16 protein-coding genes are annotated in these 17,777 nt (G+C 57.3%); 13 read left to right on the top strand and 3 right to left on the bottom strand.

Annotated elements, in window-relative coordinates; genetic code table 11:
* Nucleotides 1–241: 241 nt before the first annotated feature.
* Both AB9K37_RS01365 and AB9K37_RS01360 read left to right on the top strand, forming a co-directional pair.
* Nucleotides 242–1,675 (top strand): methyl-accepting chemotaxis protein, encoded by a 1,434-nt coding sequence (locus AB9K37_RS01365; RefSeq protein WP_369835219.1) that lies wholly within the window; start codon nucleotides 242–244, stop codon nucleotides 1,673–1,675.
* Nucleotides 1,676–1,802: 127 nt separating this feature from the next.
* Nucleotides 1,803–2,027, top strand: coding sequence for a hypothetical protein (locus tag AB9K37_RS01360; protein ID WP_369835218.1), 225 nt, complete (start codon nucleotides 1,803–1,805; stop codon nucleotides 2,025–2,027).
* A 344-nt stretch (nucleotides 2,028–2,371) separates the two neighbouring features.
* Here the strand turns inward: AB9K37_RS01360 and AB9K37_RS01355 are convergent, their stop codons facing one another.
* The 3 genes from AB9K37_RS01355 to AB9K37_RS01345 all read right to left on the bottom strand — a co-directional run bounded on the left by AB9K37_RS01355 (nucleotide 2,372) and on the right by AB9K37_RS01345 (nucleotide 6,090).
* On the bottom strand, nucleotides 2,372–4,009 hold the full coding sequence (locus AB9K37_RS01355) for an acyl-CoA synthetase (protein WP_369835217.1): 1,638 nt from the start codon (nucleotides 4,007–4,009) through the stop codon (nucleotides 2,372–2,374).
* Nucleotides 4,010–4,013: 4 nt separating this feature from the next.
* Nucleotides 4,014–4,808 (bottom strand): enoyl-CoA hydratase, encoded by a 795-nt coding sequence (locus tag AB9K37_RS01350; RefSeq protein WP_369835216.1) that lies wholly within the window; start codon nucleotides 4,806–4,808, stop codon nucleotides 4,014–4,016.
* 190 nt (nucleotides 4,809–4,998) lie between these two features.
* Complete coding sequence (locus AB9K37_RS01345) at nucleotides 4,999–6,090, bottom strand: alpha/beta hydrolase family protein (protein WP_369835215.1); 1,092 nt, start codon at nucleotides 6,088–6,090, stop codon at nucleotides 4,999–5,001.
* Nucleotides 6,091–6,226: 136 nt separating this feature from the next.
* On the opposite strand from AB9K37_RS01345, the gene AB9K37_RS01340 reads away from it, so the two are divergent.
* From AB9K37_RS01340 to AB9K37_RS01290, 11 genes are all read left to right on the top strand, one after another.
* On the top strand, nucleotides 6,227–7,243 hold the full coding sequence (locus tag AB9K37_RS01340) for a helix-turn-helix domain-containing protein (protein ID WP_369835214.1): 1,017 nt from the start codon (nucleotides 6,227–6,229) through the stop codon (nucleotides 7,241–7,243).
* A gap of 453 nt (nucleotides 7,244–7,696) precedes the next feature.
* Entirely contained in the window at nucleotides 7,697–9,637 is a 1,941-nt protein-coding gene (locus AB9K37_RS01335) for a methyl-accepting chemotaxis protein (protein ID WP_369835213.1), read from the top strand.
* A 65-nt stretch (nucleotides 9,638–9,702) separates the two neighbouring features.
* Nucleotides 9,703–11,316, top strand: coding sequence for a chemotaxis protein CheW (locus AB9K37_RS01330; RefSeq protein ID WP_369835212.1), 1,614 nt, complete (start codon nucleotides 9,703–9,705; stop codon nucleotides 11,314–11,316).
* Nucleotides 11,313–12,404, top strand: coding sequence for a chemotaxis-specific protein-glutamate methyltransferase CheB (cheB, locus tag AB9K37_RS01325; protein ID WP_369835211.1), 1,092 nt, complete (start codon nucleotides 11,313–11,315; stop codon nucleotides 12,402–12,404). The genes AB9K37_RS01330 and cheB overlap by 4 nt, the downstream gene beginning before the upstream one ends.
* Entirely contained in the window at nucleotides 12,395–13,021 is a 627-nt protein-coding gene (locus tag AB9K37_RS01320; protein ID WP_369835210.1) for a HEAT repeat domain-containing protein, read from the top strand. Before cheB ends, AB9K37_RS01320 begins: the two co-directional genes overlap by 10 nt.
* Entirely contained in the window at nucleotides 13,018–13,860 is an 843-nt protein-coding gene (locus AB9K37_RS01315) for a protein-glutamate O-methyltransferase CheR (protein ID WP_369835209.1), read from the top strand. The genes AB9K37_RS01320 and AB9K37_RS01315 overlap by 4 nt, the downstream gene beginning before the upstream one ends.
* Nucleotides 13,857–14,243 (top strand): response regulator, encoded by a 387-nt coding sequence (locus AB9K37_RS01310; RefSeq protein WP_369835208.1) that lies wholly within the window; start codon nucleotides 13,857–13,859, stop codon nucleotides 14,241–14,243. The genes AB9K37_RS01315 and AB9K37_RS01310 overlap by 4 nt, the downstream gene beginning before the upstream one ends.
* The gene (locus AB9K37_RS01305) at nucleotides 14,240–16,504 is read left to right on the top strand and encodes a chemotaxis protein CheA (protein ID WP_369835207.1); all 2,265 of its coding nucleotides are present in this window, start codon (nucleotides 14,240–14,242) and stop codon (nucleotides 16,502–16,504) included. Before AB9K37_RS01310 ends, AB9K37_RS01305 begins: the two co-directional genes overlap by 4 nt.
* The gene (locus tag AB9K37_RS01300; RefSeq protein ID WP_369835206.1) at nucleotides 16,489–16,743 is read left to right on the top strand and encodes a hypothetical protein; all 255 of its coding nucleotides are present in this window, start codon (nucleotides 16,489–16,491) and stop codon (nucleotides 16,741–16,743) included. Before AB9K37_RS01305 ends, AB9K37_RS01300 begins: the two co-directional genes overlap by 16 nt.
* A 1-nt stretch (nucleotide 16,744) precedes the next feature.
* Nucleotides 16,745–17,116, top strand: a complete 372-nt coding sequence (locus tag AB9K37_RS01295; RefSeq protein WP_369835205.1) for a response regulator — start codon at nucleotides 16,745–16,747, stop codon at nucleotides 17,114–17,116.
* 15 nt (nucleotides 17,117–17,131) lie between these two features.
* Nucleotides 17,132–17,671: a methyl-accepting chemotaxis protein gene (locus AB9K37_RS01290; protein ID WP_369835204.1), complete on the top strand. Its 540-nt coding sequence runs from the start codon at nucleotides 17,132–17,134 to the stop codon at nucleotides 17,669–17,671.
* The last annotated feature ends 106 nt before the right edge of the window (nucleotides 17,672–17,777 follow it).

Below are 17,777 nucleotides of genomic sequence, written 5' to 3'. Positions count from 1 at the left end.
AAACCGCCAGCCGCTACATGATGGTCGAGGCATTCGCTCAGATCGACAACGAGGAGACAGACCCAATTCTCAGCATAAAAGCCGCCTGATCATGACCTCAGGCCACCCGACAAATTACACCACCTTGACGGACGTGACCCTATCCGTTTGGGATGGACCCATACCAATTGCTGATCGGCCTACATGATTTGCGACATATGTCGTTCTGATCCACAAGGGATGAGAAGATTTGGGGGCAATCATGGCAGAAATCGCAGAGTTTCCACGATCAGATCGTGCTCAGAGCGAGGCCGCAAAAAACAACGACGCAATCAAAGAGATTGCAAATCGTGTTGGCAGCCTGAGCGTGGCTATTGCCGCGGTGTCGGGCGACGTGGGAGATACCTCCGAAAGAGTGCGTGAACAAAGTGAGAGCTTTCGCGGCATCCATCAGCGGGCTCTGAGCATGTCCGAACAAAGCGCTGTTGTGTCGAGTGCGGCGCAGCGCGCTTTGGCAATCTCCGAAGATGCTGAGGGCCGGATGGCCGAAACAAGCAGCAATCTGAGCGGGATGGTGTCTGATGTTGGCGATTTGACCGAACAGGTGACCAAGATCGCGGCCCAGCTGGATGGGCTTCAGACGGCTTTGGATCAGGTTGCACGTGTTTCGCGGCACGTGGCTGGGATTTCGCGGCAGACCAACCTGTTGTCGTTGAACGCCTCGATTGAGGCGGCGCGCGCAGGTCAGCATGGCAAAGGATTCATGGTGGTGGCCGGCGAGGTCAAGGAACTGTCAAATCAGGCAGGGCAGGCAACCGCGGAGATCGGCGAGACGATCGAGCAATTGAACAAGGAACTTGGCGCACTTCGGAGCGCGGCGCAAAGTGCAACCGGGCTGGCTGGCACCATCACCGAGCGTACAAGTGGGGTCGGTGGTGAAATCGATGCGATCCCTGTCACCTTGGGCAAGGTGCGCGAAGCGCAGCAAGATATCGTGAATGCCTCTGCGACGATTGATGAGTCGATTCTTGGCACCCAGCGGGACATTGATGCGCTGACAGTCAATGTTGAACAGTCAGCAGGTAGCCTTGCCAAAGCGAATGCGGCTCTTGCAGACGTGACCGATGACGCAGAGACCCTAACGGCGCTGACGGCCCAGATGGGGGTGGAAACTTATGACACTCTCTACATCAATGCTGCCAAAACCGCCGCAAGCAAGATTTCGGACCTCTTTAACGCGGCCGTCATTTCGGGGCGGATCACAGAGCGGGACATGTTTGATGACATGTATCAGCCGATTGCAGGTAGTGATCCCCTACAACATATGACCCGCTTCACGGGGCTGACCGACGCTGTGCTGCCAGATATCCAAGAACCGCTCTTGCAGCTGTCTGGCAAAGTGGTTTTCAGCGCAGCGATTGACAAAAACGGCTACATTCCCACTCATAACCGCAAATTCAGCCAACCCCAGCGCTTTGGCGATGTGGCGTGGAACAGTGCCAATGCGCGCAATCGCCGGATTTTTGATGACCGAGTCGGGCTAGCAGCAGGCCAAAGCACGCGCCCGTTCCTGATGCAGGCCTATCGACGGGATATGGGCAACGGTGAGTTCCGAATGATGAAAGATGTCTCTGCGCCCATCTATGTGAACGGCCGTCATTGGGGTGGTCTGCGGCTGGCCTATCTGTGCGATTGACTAGGTAAGCTATCCTGAGGGCTGGCCTGCCTATGCCGAAGGGCGGCCGCTTTGCCGTTAAGAGAATATTCTTATTTCCCATGCAGTTTGAGAAAGTGGTGGCCAAGGGTAATGGACGGGAACAGTCATGTACGGTGAACAATTCGAAAGCAGAGCGGGAACAGCGAGCCGGGTGATCGTCGCCCGTAGCGCATATGGTGACGGCTATCAGGACTTCGGGCGTCACTACGGGTATGACCGCATGGAAATGCTGGTGTTCCAGCGCAAGGTAACGCGCAGACTTTATCTCGGGATGGCGGGGCTCGCGGTGGGCGCGATGGCGCTGGCATCTTTTCTGGGTCTCATCGGCTAAACAACCAGTCATGGTTTTTTGAATTGGGGCTGCCCGAAACGGAGCAGTCCCTTTTGCGTTTGGCGGCCCGCACAAAGTGTCGCACAGGCATTGGACCAACATACGCCGCCACCCATCCGGAAATCCTCACCGAGCAGGGCTGGGGCGCGGGCCAGAATCAGCGACCGAAACGCATCGCGTCACGGCCTCAAGAGCAAGTCTAAGAACTCCATACAACCTCGTGTCGAGAGGCAAGTTTGGCGCAGGAAAACACCATATTGGAGTGTGGATTCTTGTGGGGGAGCGGGCCAAAGGCTGTCGATCTGAGCGGCACACGCATGGAAGGTACCGCTCAGATTGCTGTGTTACTCGGCTTTTGCCAAAGCCTTGGCTTGGTCTCGGAGCACGAACTTCTGGATTTTGCCGGTCGAGGTGCGCGGGATCTCTGTGAAGACAAATTTTCCGGGCACTTTGTAGTGAGCAAGGTGATCGCGGCACCAGCCTTTGAGCGTCTCGGCGGATGCGTCAGACCCTTGGGTCAGTTCCACAAAGGCGCAGGGTGTTTCTCCCCATTTCTCGTGGGGCATGGCCACGACTGCCGCGACCGCGACTGCGTCATGACGATACAGCACTTCTTCGACCTCAATGGACGAGATATTTTCGCCGCCCGAAATGATGATGTCTTTGGAGCGGTCCTTGAGCTGGATGTAGCCGTCTGGATGCACGACCCCAAGATCACCGGAGTGGAACCACCCCCCTTCAAAGGCTTTGGCCGTGCCTTCGGGATTGCGGAAGTAGCCCTTCATCACGACGTTGCCCCGGAACATGACTTCGCCCATTGTTTCGCCGTCGCGTGGGACGGGCTGCATGGTTTCGGGGTCCAGCACATCTAGATTTTCCAACGGTAGGTAGCGGACGCCTTGACGTGATTTCAGCGAAGCTTGTTCGGACGCGGGCAGGGCTGACCAATCGCTGTGCCAATCGTTCACGACCGAAGGACCGTAGGTTTCAGTCAATCCATACAGGTGGGTCACATCGAACCCCGCAGCCCGCATGTCAGCGAGCAGCTTTTCCGGCGGTGGGGCTGCTGCCGTAAAGAACTGCACTGTCGTGTCGAGCGTCCGCTTTTCCTCGGCTGGGGCTGAAATCAGCAGGGACATCACGATAGGGGCCCCGCATAGGTGCGTCACTCCTTCGTCGGCGAGGGCATTCCAGATCGGTTCGGCGCGCACTTGGCGCAGGCAGACATGCGTGCCCACAATGGCTGAAAGCGTCCAAGGGAAACACCAGCCGTTGCAGTGAAACATTGGCAGGGTCCACAGATAGACCGAGTGCTTGCCCATCGAGGTGGTAAGGGCATTGCCCTGCGCCAGCAGATAGGCGCCGCGGTGGTGGTAAACGACACCCTTGGGATCACCAGTGGTGCCCGATGTGTAATTGATCGCGATGGCGTCCCACTCATCTTCGGGCATGAGCCAAGCGAAATTCGGATCGCCCTCTGCGACAAAAACCTCGTAGTCGATGGCATCCGTCTTGGTGGGGGCGCCGTCGAACTCGGGGTCATCGGACTGAACGACGATAGGCGTGACCGTGGCCAGAGCCAGCGCCTCTTGCAGCAGGGGCATGAACTCGCGATCTACGATCACAACCTTGGTCATCGCGTGATCAAGCTGGAATGCAATGATGGCCGCGTCGAGGCGGGTGTTGATCGAATGTAGAACGCCCCCGCACATGGGCACCCCGTAGTGGCATTCCAGCATGGCAGGGGTATTTGGCAGGAGTGCAGAGACTGTGTCACCTCGGGAAATACCGTTTTGACTGAGGACAGAGGCCAGTTGCCGAGCGCGGGTGTAGAAGTCTGCATAATTGCGCCGCAAGGCCCCATGAACGATGGCGGTGTGGTTGGGGAAAACCGTTGCCGCGCGTTCCAGAAATTGCAGAGGCGTGAGCGGTTGGTGGTTTGCCGGATTGCGGTTGAGACCGTCGTTATAAAGGTTCGTCATATGATTACTTGTCCTGCCAATGTGGAGCGCGCTTTTCGATAAAGGCCTGAATGCCTTCTTCTGCGTCGCGGGCGAGCATGTTCTCGACCATGACTTGGGCCGCGTGGGCGTAGGCGTCAGCTAGGGGCATGTCGCGCTGTGCGTAGAACGCCTTTTTGCCCGTGGCCAAGGTCATGCTGGATTTGCTGGCGATTTTTCGTGCCAAACCCAACGTGTTGTCTGTCAATGTATCCGCTGGCACCGTGTGGTTGACCAAGCCAATCTCTGCCGCGCGGGCGGCTGGCACCATATCGCCGGTCAAGAGCATTTCCATCGCGTGCTTGTTTGACAGGTTCCGCGAGAGCGCGACCATGGGGGTCGAGCAGAAGAGCCCGATATGCACCCCAGGCGTGCTGAACGTTGCGGTGTGCGACGCGACAGCAAGATCGCAACTGGCCACCAGTTGGCAGCCCGCCGCCGTGGCGATGCCACCCACTTCGGCAATCACAGGTTTCGGGCAGTTGACGATCTGTTGCATAACAGTCGAACAGAGCGTCATGATCCGCGCGAACACCTCTCTGCCGCGATCGGGGGCGGTGCGTGCGGCGGTCAATTCTTTCAGGTCGTGACCTGCGCAAAAGGCTGGCCCATGCGCTGCCAGCACAATGACGCGGGTTGCAGGGTCATTCGAGGCTTTGCCCAAGGCTGTCGACAGGGCGACCAGCATGTCCTCGGACAAGGCGTTTCGTTTGGCGGGCGTGTTCATCGTCAGACGCAGGACGCCATCGGTATCCAACGCTGTCAGCAATATATCCGTCATCTGAGCGCCTGCCATGCGTGTGGTGTCAGCGCCGCAAATCGACAGGCCCCGCAGCTGCTGCAGTGGGGTAAACTTGGGGTGTGCATCGGTCTCAACTCCTCCTCCGAGACGACGTGAAGGAAATCGAACTCCACAACCCAAGCCAAGTCAATGCGCGTTACTGACACCCTCTGAAGCGCAGAGGTTCAGCCTAGTGAATCGCAGCGCCCGCTAAGTCGATGCCGACCAAATCCCTGCGAAATGCGGCGATGATCCTGCCAGCCAGCTCAGCGTGAAGGGCGCCGCGATCGCGTCCCCCGGCGTCTGAACACAAGGGATCCGGTTCTCCTTCCCTTTCGAGGATCGACGCGCCCGCCGGTTTGCACTCTGCCAAAAAGCTAAAGTGCAAGGCGTCGGGAATGGTGTCGTATCGGGCGGTCGGGATGGTCTGTGCAATCTTGCGGGCGTGGACGCCTTCGGGGACGATGGATTCGTCACCTAGATTGATCAGGCTGACGGGGATATCGATCTTGGACAGGCTCTTAGACGTTAGGGTGCTCGCAATTCCCGGATCGATAACGACTGCCGCGCTGATCCGAGGGTCGCGCAAATCCTGAGCGGCGGGAGAGAGGTCCATCTGGTGCAGATCGATCCCGTAGCGCGCTAGAAAGGCGCAGTCCGACATACCGTGATCTGACCCGTCACAAAAACGCTGTAGTTTTTCAGGATCAACCCGCGCGCCGGAAACGGCCAATGCGGTGTATCCCCCGGCAGAGAACCCGAGCACTCCGATCCGCTGTGGATCGACATAAGGGTAATCCGCCGGGTTGTTTACCGCTTCATCCAGCACCGCGGTCAGATCTGCGGGTCGCTCCCATACCCGAACTGCGGCCTCGGCTGACGCATTACCCGAAGTCGTCCCGGGATGGTTCGGCAGCAAAACGACAAAGCCGGCTTCGGCCAGTTTCGAAGCGATCCATCCAAACTGCCCGGCATTACCGCCAGCGCCGTGTGACATGATGATCGTCGGAAATCTGCCGTTCTGGTGGGGCGCGCGACGTCCCGCAGGGGTGCCATAGAATACGCCATTTCCGCCAACGGTGACCGCTTTGCCGCCAGAAGTCGCAGGGTACCAGATGTGAAAATCGAGATTTTGGTCGCGAACCGGCGCAAGTGCTGTGCCATATTTAATACCTGAAGACCCGGTGTAGGCAGGGCGGGTCAGTTCGTATCCGGCCCAAGTCACAAGCCCGAGTGCAATAGCGTAGCCGCTGGTTCTCAAAAGGGTGGTGAAGCGTGGCATGGTGGCTCTCCGTCGTTTGAAATTTGTGACGGTTTTGCCCGAATGATCCTACCAAAGCGTCCTCGAACGCGTTTTAGGTCGTGCCAGATCGCGTTTCAGGATAGGGTCAGGTCATTGAGACCTAAAGCTATTTCCAATGATCTTTGTTCCGCTTCCTCTTTTTGCCTGTTTTCTGCTGTGTCTGGCCTGCCTTTGGTTCGTGCGGACCCAAGACCTGCACCAACGCCCGCATCAACTGTTTCTCGGGGTCATCATACTGCTGGCACTGCAGTCCTTGTTGGTGACCTTGCGCTGGGGGTACGGCCTGGATTGGGCGCGTTGGCCCAGTGCGTTTCTTGCGCCGCTCCCACCAGTGGTCGTCTTCCTTGCCTATCGCAGTCTGTCGAGGCAACTCCGGGGTCGAGACATATGGCCGCTGGCGGTGGTCTGCGCGGTGTGGTGCGTCACGGCGATTGCGCCCGATTTGGCGGACGGGTTGATCATGCTGACATATCTCGCTTTTGGCTTTGCTTTGCTACGCTATGGTGCGCGTGGGCAAGATAGATTGGTCCTGTCGCCGCTTGGGGATGCAAGCAGGATCACGCGGGCCATGATGTTGACGGCGGCTGCATTGATAGCATCGGGGATGATTGATGCGGCGATCGTGGCAGACTTTATCTGGCAGGGTGGGCGGCATGTGCCGCTGCTGGTCGGAGTCGCGCAATCTTTGTCAGTGCTGGTGATTGGTTTATGCGCGACCACAGGTCGGGCGACAGAAACAGACAGTGCCATATCAGAGCCTGTACAGGTGGAAACGTCGACGGACGAAGATGCCCAGATCATCGCACGCATCGAAGGGCTGTTCACCACAGAGGCGTTGCATCGCGACGAAGAACTGACCTTGCGCAGGTTGGCGCGCCGTTTGGCCCTGCCTGATCGGCGGGTGTCCAACGCGATCAATCGCCATCGCGGTCAAAGCGTGTCGCAGTTCGTCAATGAGTTTAGGATCAAGGATGCCTGCCATCTGTTAGAAACCACGGGCGATACGGTCCTTGCGATCTCGATGCTTTCCGGCTTTGCCAGCAAGTCGAATTTCAATCGCGAGTTTTCGCGAGTGACGGGGCGGTCCCCTTCGAAATGGCGCGAAGGACGTCGCAAGGGCGCAGAAGCCTAAGGGTGTTCTGATCGCCTTTGCGATTTTAGCATGTTTTAGAGCGAGACCTCAGTTGAAAAACCTCAATTCACATATGGAAAACAGAATTCGTTTTTAGAGTGAAGTCTCAGGCACTGGGCCTGATTGAATTTCTATTCCGGATTCCTGCTGCCTTAATCGCAATTAATTGGTGTACAATAAGAAATTCTAGTTTCTGCAGGAGAAAGGTGCTGCAAGCTCTTGCAATAATTATTGTTTTTGACCGCTTGGCTCGAATTCATGATTGCGCATACCAAGGTATGGATGCCCCTCAGGGGTTAATACTTCAGAAACTTGCCCGTTATCGAATTTCACTGCGATCTTTCAGAAGGATTTATTAACTAATTGCATCCTCTGGCGTTGAATCTGCTGACAGGTGATAAGACCAAACACGGCGCCACCTCTTTCCGTTTACGTCATCCAGGGGATACACTTATGGCGCTTGTGAAGCAAAAATCTGGAACCTCGGCACCTCGTTCAGCAGGAGCTTCGGGGTCCGATGATACTCCGACCACTCGTTCGAAACCTGCAACTGGTGCTGTTGACCAGAAGCGTCAGCGCGCGCGCACTGTGGCCAAGCGAAAGCAAACTGCAGATGCGATCGCCGCAGCATGTGCAGAGTTGAGCGCCGGAGTTCAAGAGTCCAGCGCCGCAACGCAGCAGCTTTCCGGAGCGATGTCTCAGATCGCGAAAGGCGCCGTCGAGGCAGCATCCGCGAGCGAGGAAAGTGCAGCATCGATGACGCAAGTCAACCGCCGCGTTGGTCTGCAGGCCGAAGCCGCCAAAAGTTCGCTAGAAGTCACCGAGAAACTGCAAACGCTGCTCGTCGAGACAGACAAGGGCGTGAAAAACCTGATCAACAGTGTCGATCAGAGCGCAAAGAGCCAGTTCGCTTCGGTCAAGCTGATGCAGGACCTCGAGAACCAGGCCCAAAGCGTTATCGAAGCGGTCAATCAGGTGATCCGCATTGCCGACCAGACCAACTTGTTGGCCCTGAATGCTGCGATTGAAGCTGCGCGGGCTGGCAAACACGGCAAAGGATTTGCAGTCGTTGCAGATACCGTCCGCAAATTGGCCGAAGCGTCAGAGCGCAACGCGACCGACATCGATGGGCTGGTCCGGAACATCCAAGAAAAGGCCAGCGTTCTGTCCGGGAACGTCGATGCCGCTGCCAACACCGCAGCCGAAGAGGTCGAGAAGTGCCGTTCCGTGACCTCGAACCTTGAAAAAATCCGAGAGGATATGACGGCGATCACGGGCGGCGCAGAAATTCTCTCTCGTAACGCGAACGAAATGGGCGCTGCCGCTGAGCAAGCCCTAAAAGGTGCCGAGCAGATTGCCGCCGCAGCCGAAGAACAGTCGGCGGGCGCAGATCAGGCGTCCAAGACGGTTGAAACGCAGAACCAGGCCCTGTCCGAGGCAGAGCGCGCGGCCACAGAATTGGTCGAGATTGCCGAAGAACTGAGCACTGCCAGCGACATCACCAAAGCGTCAGAAGAAATGGCGGCTGCCTCAGAAGAACTGGCGGCGACCATCGAAGAACTGAACCGCGCCAGCACCGAAATTGCCACAGCGATTTCCCAGATCCTGGACACGGCAACCCTACAGGCATCCGCTGTAGAAGAGGGCGTTGCCGGCATCACCCAGATCGAAAGCAACTCCAAGCTTTCCAAAGAGAACGCAGGTCTGGCGCTCGAAAAAGGTGGGCTGATCAGTGACCTGCTGATCGAGAACAGGACGGCCATTGAGAACATCATCAATGGTGTGGGCGAAGCCATGACCGCAGGGCAGCGTTCGGTTTCCGAAATTCAGGAACTGGATGTTGTCAGCCGCCGCATCGACAAAATCGTGGATGCGATCGCGAACGTGGCGATCCAGACCAATATGCTCGCGGTAAACGGTGCCGTCGAAGCGGCGCGCGCTGGTGAATATGGCAAGGGGTTTGCTGTCGTGTCGACAGACATCCAGAACCTTGCCGAGGACGCGCAGAAGAACGCGGACGAAATCAAAGACATGGTCAAAGGTATTCAGGACCAGATCGCGATTGTGCGTACCGACCTGACAGAGACCGCCGAGACAGCCCTGATGGAAGTCGAGCGGGCCAAGGCAACCACGTCTTTGTTGGAAACCGTCGCACGTGATATGAAAATCGTTCTCGACGGCAACCAAGATATCGTCAATTCCGCCGACGAAATCCTCGAGGCTGTGTCGACCGCAAAGCAGGGCATGGAACAGATCGCTGCGGCCGCCGAAGAGGCGCAAACTGCGGCCAACCAAGCTTCGATTGCCGCGACCGAGCAAGGCAAGGGCGCAGAAGAGCTGTCCATCGCGATCGATAATATCGCTGCATCCGCTGACGAGCTTCAGCTTGGCTAATCACCTTTGGACGGAGCGCTCTGTGTGCAGGGGCTCCGACCGGGTTTACAATCTGGAGAGGTACGATGAGCCAGCATGATCAAGGCAGTTTTTCCGATCTTGATGCGGAAGAGGAACAGATCGGCTCTGTTCTGCAATATGTGAGTTTTCTGATCCGAGACGAACTCTTCGGCTTCGGGATCGAAATGGTCCAAGAGATCATCCGCGTGCCGGAACTGGCGCGGGTTCCCATGACGCCAACCACGATGCTGGGTCTGGCCAACCTGCGCGGAGAGATCTTGCCAGTGTTCGACCTGCGCAAGATGTTGGGGGTTGCCGCGCCAGAGACCAGTGACGCCTCTCGTGTGATCGTGGTCGAAGACAAGTTCAAGGTTGGTCTGGTTGTGGATCGGGTCGCTCAGGTTCTGAACGTGCCAGAGGACCGGATCGAGGATGCCGAAGCAATCGAGAAGACCGTCGCGTCGGAGCTGCTGACGGGGGTGGTCAAGAACCTAGGCAATCATGATCTGGTACAGCTGTTTGACCCCAGCAGGTTGCCAGATTTTGCGAACCTCGAAGCGCGTGGAGACCAGAGTGAAGGTAGCTCTGTCATCGGGAGCAGCGCGAGCGGCAGTCGCGGCTTTGACGCGGCTGAAGGCGGATCGGATGGGTCTGACGACGATGTGTTGCAGATCGTGTCCCTCTCCATAGGCAAAGAAGAATATGCCTTTAATCTCTCGGATGTAGACGAGATTGTTCGCGTGCCCGAGATGGTTTCAGAGGTGCCGAATTCTCCGGATGCTGTGGTTGGTTTGACCAGCCTGCGTGACCGGGTTCTGCCGCTGATCAGCCTGCGCACCTGTCTTGGGGTTGCTCGCGAAGAAGCCAATGACAGCAACCGCGTTGTCGTTTTGCAGATACCGGACAGCGAGGGCGCCGTTCGCCGCTTTGGTGTCATCGTCGACCGCGCGCGCGAAGTGCTGCGCATCTCGAACGAGTTCATTGAGGACGTGCCTGACGGGATCAAACGTCATGGCTCCGACGAAATAGAGTGCATCTGCAAACTCGACAGCGGGCAACGCCTGATCTCTGTTCTGTCGGCCAAAGAGATCTTCTGCGGTCTGAACCTGAAAGATGAAGACGAGGCGCTGGCGGCCTCGACCATTGATGTAAATCCTGAACAGTTGGAGGACGACGATATGCATGGGGCAGGGGACGAGCACCTCAGCGATGACGAGCAACTGGTGGTTTTCAAGCTAGCCCAAGAGAATTTCGGGATCAGCATCCATTCGGTTCAGGAAATCATCCGTCTGCCCGAGAGCTTCGTGGTCGTGCCAAATGCCGGGGCCGAGGTCGAAGGGCTTATCAATCTGCGCGGCATGGTGATGCCGGTGATCGATATGCGCCGGTACTTCAATCTAGCTTCGTGCGAACGGAGCGAGCGCCAGCGTATCATCGTTCTGAACGTTCAGGGCATGTTGACGGGTTATATCGTCGATAGCGTGACCGAGGTCCTGACCGTGACTGCGGCAGAACTGACGGCCCCGCCGACGCTGAACTCCGAAGCAGCCCGCTACGTGCAAAATGTGGCCAAGACACACGGCGGGACAAACATGGTGTTGGTCTTGGATAGTGGTGCCTTCGATGTCGTTGACGCCGACGAACTGGCCGCTGCCGCAGAAGAGGTGGCCGCAACATGAAGCTTCTGATCGTCGAGGATTCCGCTCTGATGCGGCGTGTCCTGCGCGAAAACTTCGCCGATCAGGACGACCTAGAGATCGAATTCGCCCGTGATGGCGAAGACGCTCTGGATAAGCTGGCGCAGTTCGAGCCAGATGTCATTACCTTGGACATCAACATGCCCAAGATGGACGGGCTGACATGTCTAGCACACATCATGGAAATCCGGCCCTGTCCGGTTATCATGCTGTCCTCTTTGACAGAGCGCGGGGCGATGGCGACCTTCGAGGCGCTTGAACTTGGGGCTGTGGACTTTGTCGCCAAGCCTGACGGGACCGTGTCGGTCGACATGAGTAGCGTCATGGATGAGTTGAAGCGCAAGATCCGTATGGCAACGCAGACCCGCGCGCGGACGCGTCGGTCTATGCGAGCGGGGGCGAAGCCTCGTGTTTCGAAAGCCTCTGCTGCTCCGGCGCAGCGAACGCGCTTTCCAAACTGTGCCGCGTCAGAACTCCTGCTGATCGGCAGTTCGACAGGCGGGCCGGGGGCTGTGCAGACCATTCTGGAAGACATCCCCGCGGACTTTCCCTTGCCCATTCTGATCTCGCAGCACATGCCGCCCAAGTTTACTGCGGCGTTCTCTCATCGATTAAACGAGGCTTGTGCCGTGGACGTGGTCGAACTGTCCGAGACCTGCCCCTTGCAGCCGGGAACGGTGTACTTGGCGGCGGGTGGCCGTGACGTTGTGGTGCGCAGGAAGCTCAAAAGGCTGGTCGCCGAAACCGTGCCCTCTGATCCCAAATATGTGTGGCACCCCAGTGTGTCCCGGATGGTCGACAGTGCCTTGGATCATGTGGAAGCCCGAAAGCTGATTGGCGTGATGTTGACGGGTATGGGGGACGACGGATCCGAAGAAATGGCGCGCATCCACAAGGAAGGTGGCGCGACAATTGCAGAGTCCGAAGAAACCGCGGCGGTTTTTGGGATGCCAGGTCAACTGATTGAAAAGGGCGGTGCAACCTGTGTCTTGCCTGTTCAGAAGATTGCGGGCGAATTGCTGCGTTGGACCGAGAACACGATACCTGCGAGGAGACGGCAATGCTCTTAAAGAAGAACCAGAGCAAAGCGCCCGTAGCGGATGCCCTGAGCGTCGAGGACGCAATGGAACAAATCGCTCATCCCGAAGCGGCAAAGCGCCGCGAGGCGGCTGTCGCCCTGCACGGTGAAGAAGGCGCCGTCGATGTCCTAGCCGGCTGCTTGCGCCAAGAAGAGCGGCAATCGGTGCGTGGGGCAGCGGTTTCTTCGATGATTGCCATCGGTTCTGATGATGTGGTCGATTTCTTTATTGAACAGCTGCGCGGTGACGAAGCTGACCGCCGGAACGAAGCTGTCTATGCGTTGCAACAGCTGCCCGAGCAATCCGCGCTCAAGATCCAATCCTTACTCAATGAGAGCGAGCCGGACATGCGCATTATGGCGGTGGACGTCATCCGATTGCTGACCATTCCCGACGCGCACCTGTGGTTGCGGGCGTTGCTGGCCCGCGAAAATCACCCGAACGTTGTCGGTGTCGCTGTTGACCGTCTTTGCGAGATCGGAAGCGTGGAGGACCTGCCAACGCTTGAAGAGACCAAATCACGCTTTGCCTATGATCCCTATATCCAATTCGCGATTGATCACGCGATCACGCGCATCATTCGCTTGGATGCGGAGGAGCCCATATGAGCACAACCGCACTGAGCAAAGAGGACTTTGATGTCTTTCGGGAGTTCTTTTACAAGAAGACCGGCATCGAGTTCGATGATAGCAAGCGATATTTCGTCGATAAGCGCCTACTGAAACGGATCGAAGAAACCGGGTCAAAGTCATTCCGTGACTACTTCATCTCGGTCCGCTTTGAGTCCAGCCAGAAAGAGTTTCAGAACATCGTCAACGTAATGACGGTGAACGAGACCTATTTCTACCGCGAGGACCATCAGTTCCATACCCTGACCGGGGATGTGCTGCCGGAGATCGTAGGGCGTGATCGCCGCCGTACCAAGCCGATCCGCATCCTGTCGCTGCCAAGTTCCACCGGCGAAGAACCCTATTCGATCGCACTGCAGTTGATCGAGAATTGGCCCGGACTGAACCAGTATGACGTGGAGCTCGAAGGGGCGGATATCGATACAGATGTTCTCAATAGAGCGCGGGAAGGGATCTATAACCGTCGCAGCATCCAATATCTGCCGCCTGACGTACTGCGCCGTCATTTCACCACCATGCCGGGTGGCCAGTACCAGATCTCAGATGACATTCGCGAGGCGGTACACCTGTTCAAGACCAACCTGTCCAACCGCGAGGACGGGCGCGCGTTGCGGGGCTATGACGTGATCTTCTGCCGGAACCTGCTAATTTATTTTGACGATAAATCGCGGCAACAGGCGATTAATACCTTGTTCGATGCCCTCAATCCGGGCGGCTACCTGTTTCTGGGACATTCCGAGAGCATCAGCCGGATGACCTCACTCTTTGAGGTGCGTCGTTTCCCCAAAGCAATCGTCTACCAAAGGCCAAGCGCATGACTGCTCATCACAACACAGCTCTGATCATTGATGATGCGACCACTGTGCGGATGTATCACCGATCCCTTGTCGAGCAAGCAGACTGGATTGCCCTTGAGGCGGAGAACGGCGTTGAAGCGTTGGAAAAGGCTTTGGAATTCGAGGTCGACCTGATCCTCGTCGATGTGAACATGCCAGTCATGGACGGCTACTCCTTTGTCAAGGCGTTGCGGACCTCTGACACGTTGGGTCAAATCCCCGTCGTCATGATTTCCACCGAGGCGCAGCTGGTGGACAAGGACAAGGCTTTTGCGGCGGGGGCAAACCACTATCTGGTGAAACCAGCGAGCCCTGCAGACATCACGCAGCTCTTGACGCTGCTCACGGTAGGAGAGGTTCAATGAACGCACTTCTTGCCCAGTTCGTCGCGGAAAGCCGCGACCTGATCGAAGCGGCCTCTAAGTCGCTCCTTGATCTGGAGCAGAACGCAGAGGACAAAGAACAGATCGACCAGCTCTTTCGTGCGGTCCACACGATCAAAGGCGCCGCGGGCCTGTTTGAGTTCTCGCCTCTGACCAAGACTGTGCACGCAGGCGAAGATCTGTTGGACACGATCCGTGCGGGAGATGTCCCTTTTACCTCTGACGTGGCTGATGTCCTGTTGGAGATGTTGGATCGCTGTGTGGACTGGCTGGATCAAGTCGAGGCGCAAGAGGCCTTGAATGACGACGCCGAAGCGATCGGAAATGCCCTGAGCCAGCGCCTGCGCGCCCTCATTGACGCGCCAGGCATCGGGGCAATTCCCGAGCTATCAGAAGCTGCACCAGAAGACACTGCGCTGCCGTGGCCAGAGGACGTGCCCGCGCTGCCCGTCGCTGGGGCCGTGACCTTGGTCACCTACACGCCTTCGGAGAACGCGTTCTTTTCGGGTGATGATCCATTGCGGACGGTTCAGAGCACGCCCGGTTTGGTGTGGTCTAAAATTGTACCGCCCAAGGCGTGGCCAGCCTCTGATGACCTCGATCCCTTTTTGCTACACATCGGCTTCCGGTTGGTGAGCACTGCGCCACAAGACGAACTGGAAGCCCATTTCTCTTATGTCAGTGATGAAGTGACCTATGAAGTCATCGTCTCTGCGGGTGAGGGCTCGACCGAGGGCGCGATTGACGAAGGCCTGCGCGCGATGGCCGAGCAACTGCTGGTGTCGCAAAGAAGTTTGCTTGCTTCGGACCAGGCCAGCCCGGCAGAGGATCACTGCACGGCCAGTGTCGCTGTCGTGTTGCAGCGTGTGGCGCAGGCGGTTTCGATCGAGCTGACGCCTGAACTGGATAGCGACAACCCGCGTGCGACGATTGAACAATGGATGACCCTGCTGGGGGCGGCCCTGCGCAAGCCAGAGCCGAAAGCTGCCCCTGTGCAGACGGTCGAAGAAGAGCCAGCCGAAGAACCCGAGACCGCCAAGCAGACTGCGTCGCCAACCCGAGCCAACTCGCATCTCAGGGTCAGTAGCGAACGTATTGATGCTCTGATGAACCTTGCGGGCGAGTTGATCGTGGCCAAGAACGCGATGCCCTTTCTCGCGCAGAAGGCCGAGACAATGGACGAAACCGGAGAGTTGGTGCGCGAGATCAAAGCGCAACACAACACGATCAACCGGATCTCCGAAGAATTGCAGTCCGCCATTATGCAGATCCGCATGGTCCCGATGAGCACGATCCTGTCGCGCTTCAATCGGTTGGTGCGGGATATGTCCCGCAAGCTGGGCAAAGAAATTCAGTATGTGGTCGAAGGCGAAGACACCGAGGCAGACAAGGCCATCGTAGACGAGTTGGCGGAACCCATCGTCCACCTGATCCGGAACTCGATCGATCATGGGCTCGAAGACCCTGTGACTCGCGAAGCCTCTGACAAGCCACGCGTCGGGACCATTCGGGTCAAAGCCTACCAACTCGAAGAAAGCGTTGTGCTCGAGGTCTTGGACGACGGTAAGGGTATCGACGTGGATGCAGTGATCGCCAAAGCGCTAGAGCGCGGTCTGGTCGATCAGGACAAGGTCAATAACATGGCCCCCGCCGACGCGTTGCAATTGGTGTTCTTGCCGGGCCTCTCCACCAAGAACGAAGTGTCGGACCTGTCCGGTCGCGGTGTGGGCATGGATGCGGTCGCCAGCATGGTGCGGCGCATTGGTGGCAATATCTCGATCTTTAGCGAAAAGGGACGTGGCACAAAAATCACGATGAAGCTGCCTTTGTCGATGGCAGTGCAGCGCCTGATGATGGTCGAGATTGGCGACGGGCTCTATGGCGTACCAATCGACCGTGTGGTCGAGAGCCAGAAGATCAAGTCTTCGAGCATCCGGCGCCACCGCAACGCGGAAATGGTGGTTCTTAGGGATCGGCTTATTCCGCTTGTTCGGATGCGTAGCCTGTTTGCCTGTCCCGATGTGGAGGACAACGACATCTTGAGCGTCATGGTCGTGGACGTGGACGGCCGCGAGTCTGGCCTGATTGTGGACAAGTTCCACCCCGGTGTTGATGCGATCATCAAACCCATGACTGGCGTCCTGAGCAGCTATCAGTGCTACTCTGGGACGGCGCTCTTGGGGGATGGCTCGATCCTACTGGCCCTGAACCTGAGTGAGATCATCGAATGCCAATATCACTGAATGACGATTGCGCGTTGCTCGAAGGATATATCGATATCACAGATGTCGATATTCTTCATCCTTGGCTACAACAAAACCCGACCTCTGCCGTTGATGTAAGTGACTGCACGGGTGCGCATACGGCTGTCGTACAGTTGCTGATTGCAACAAGCGCGACCGTTGCCGGTGCAGAAGGGACAGAGGACTGGCGTCAGTACCTGACTGCTGGTTCAGAGTTTTACGTCAAGGAGAAGGCCTAACATGGCACATGTTATGATCGTCGATGACAGTCCAACCGTTCTGATGAGCATGGAAAGCCTGCTCCAGCGGTTCGGGCATACCGTCGTCAAGGCGGGCACAGCGGAAGAGGCGGTCGATAAACTGCGTGCGGGCGAAGAGCCCAAGATGGTGATCACCGATTTGCATATGCCCGGCAAAAGCGGGATCGAGCTGATCGGCTTTCTGCGCCAGCATCCCGCGCATCGGTTCACGCCTATGCTGGTATTGACCACGGATTCCCAACAGGACCGCCGTGATCAGGCCAAGAAGGCCGGCGCGACTGGCTGGCTCACCAAGCCTGTCGATCACAAGCAGCTGGAAACGGCCCTCCAGAAGCTGCTTCCCAACGGTTAAATGTAAGAGGTGGTCATGGACTCCGGACACTCATTCAACTTGGACAAGATGGAAGCCCAAAATCAATCCTATGGGGAACATCTGCCACGCTTTGTCGATCTGCTCAGCGATCTGACCAAGAACATCGTGCACGAGACCAATGACTGTTCGATCAATTTCATGACCCACCTCATGAGAATCGAAGAACGCCTAGAAGAAGAGCGGAAGAAATCCGAGGACGCTATTGATCATCTGGGCGGGTTGGAAGTCGCAATCAATGATCACCAGCAGGACCGCGACTCTCTGGAGGCAGATTTGCAGCGCGCCGTTGACGTCAATCACTTCGTTCGTGAAGAGATCGCAGCCGCACGTCAGTCCATGAGCGCGATTGCAACCTCTATCGAAGCCATGCGTCGCGAGTTGCGCGAGGTCGAGAACTTCAGCCGCGAGATCAAGATGATCGCCATTAATGCGTCGATCGCTTCGGCGCGGGCAGGCAAGGCGGGACGCGAATTTACGGTGATTTCATCCGAGGTCCGCCGATGTGAACGGCGGAGCAATACTCGGCCACGGTAGCGACGGCATAGTGTTGTCGCGGGCGGCGTAAAAGTCGTCCACTTTTGCCCTTTCGGATTTCGGGAGGGCTTGGGGATATACACCGTGGACTTGTATTTGAAGGTGC

Source organism: Donghicola sp. XS_ASV15 (assembly GCF_041224595.1).
GTDB lineage: Bacteria > Pseudomonadota > Alphaproteobacteria > Rhodobacterales > Rhodobacteraceae > Donghicola.
This window is presented reverse-complemented; position numbering and strand designations above follow the sequence as displayed.

Excerpts from the sequence above, each read along its gene's own strand:
- AB9K37_RS01365 (WP_369835219.1), top strand. The coding sequence starts at position 242 with ATGGCAGAAATCGCAGAGTTTCCACGATCAGATCGTGCTCAGAGCGAG.
- AB9K37_RS01360 (WP_369835218.1), top strand. The coding sequence starts at position 1,803 with ATGTACGGTGAACAATTCGAAAGCAGAGCGGGAACAGCGAGCCGGGTG.
- AB9K37_RS01355 (WP_369835217.1), bottom strand. The coding sequence starts at position 4,009 with ATGACGAACCTTTATAACGACGGTCTCAACCGCAATCCGGCAAACCAC.
- AB9K37_RS01350 (WP_369835216.1), bottom strand. The coding sequence starts at position 4,808 with ATGACGGATATATTGCTGACAGCGTTGGATACCGATGGCGTCCTGCGT.
- AB9K37_RS01345 (WP_369835215.1), bottom strand. The coding sequence starts at position 6,090 with ATGCCACGCTTCACCACCCTTTTGAGAACCAGCGGCTACGCTATTGCA.
- AB9K37_RS01340 (WP_369835214.1), top strand. The coding sequence starts at position 6,227 with ATGATCTTTGTTCCGCTTCCTCTTTTTGCCTGTTTTCTGCTGTGTCTG.
- AB9K37_RS01335 (WP_369835213.1), top strand. The coding sequence starts at position 7,697 with ATGGCGCTTGTGAAGCAAAAATCTGGAACCTCGGCACCTCGTTCAGCA.
- AB9K37_RS01330 (WP_369835212.1), top strand. The coding sequence starts at position 9,703 with ATGAGCCAGCATGATCAAGGCAGTTTTTCCGATCTTGATGCGGAAGAG.
- cheB (WP_369835211.1), top strand. The coding sequence starts at position 11,313 with ATGAAGCTTCTGATCGTCGAGGATTCCGCTCTGATGCGGCGTGTCCTG.
- AB9K37_RS01320 (WP_369835210.1), top strand. The coding sequence starts at position 12,395 with ATGCTCTTAAAGAAGAACCAGAGCAAAGCGCCCGTAGCGGATGCCCTG.
- AB9K37_RS01315 (WP_369835209.1), top strand. The coding sequence starts at position 13,018 with ATGAGCACAACCGCACTGAGCAAAGAGGACTTTGATGTCTTTCGGGAG.
- AB9K37_RS01310 (WP_369835208.1), top strand. The coding sequence starts at position 13,857 with ATGACTGCTCATCACAACACAGCTCTGATCATTGATGATGCGACCACT.
- AB9K37_RS01305 (WP_369835207.1), top strand. The coding sequence starts at position 14,240 with ATGAACGCACTTCTTGCCCAGTTCGTCGCGGAAAGCCGCGACCTGATC.
- AB9K37_RS01300 (WP_369835206.1), top strand. The coding sequence starts at position 16,489 with ATGCCAATATCACTGAATGACGATTGCGCGTTGCTCGAAGGATATATC.
- AB9K37_RS01295 (WP_369835205.1), top strand. The coding sequence starts at position 16,745 with ATGGCACATGTTATGATCGTCGATGACAGTCCAACCGTTCTGATGAGC.
- AB9K37_RS01290 (WP_369835204.1), top strand. The coding sequence starts at position 17,132 with ATGGACTCCGGACACTCATTCAACTTGGACAAGATGGAAGCCCAAAAT.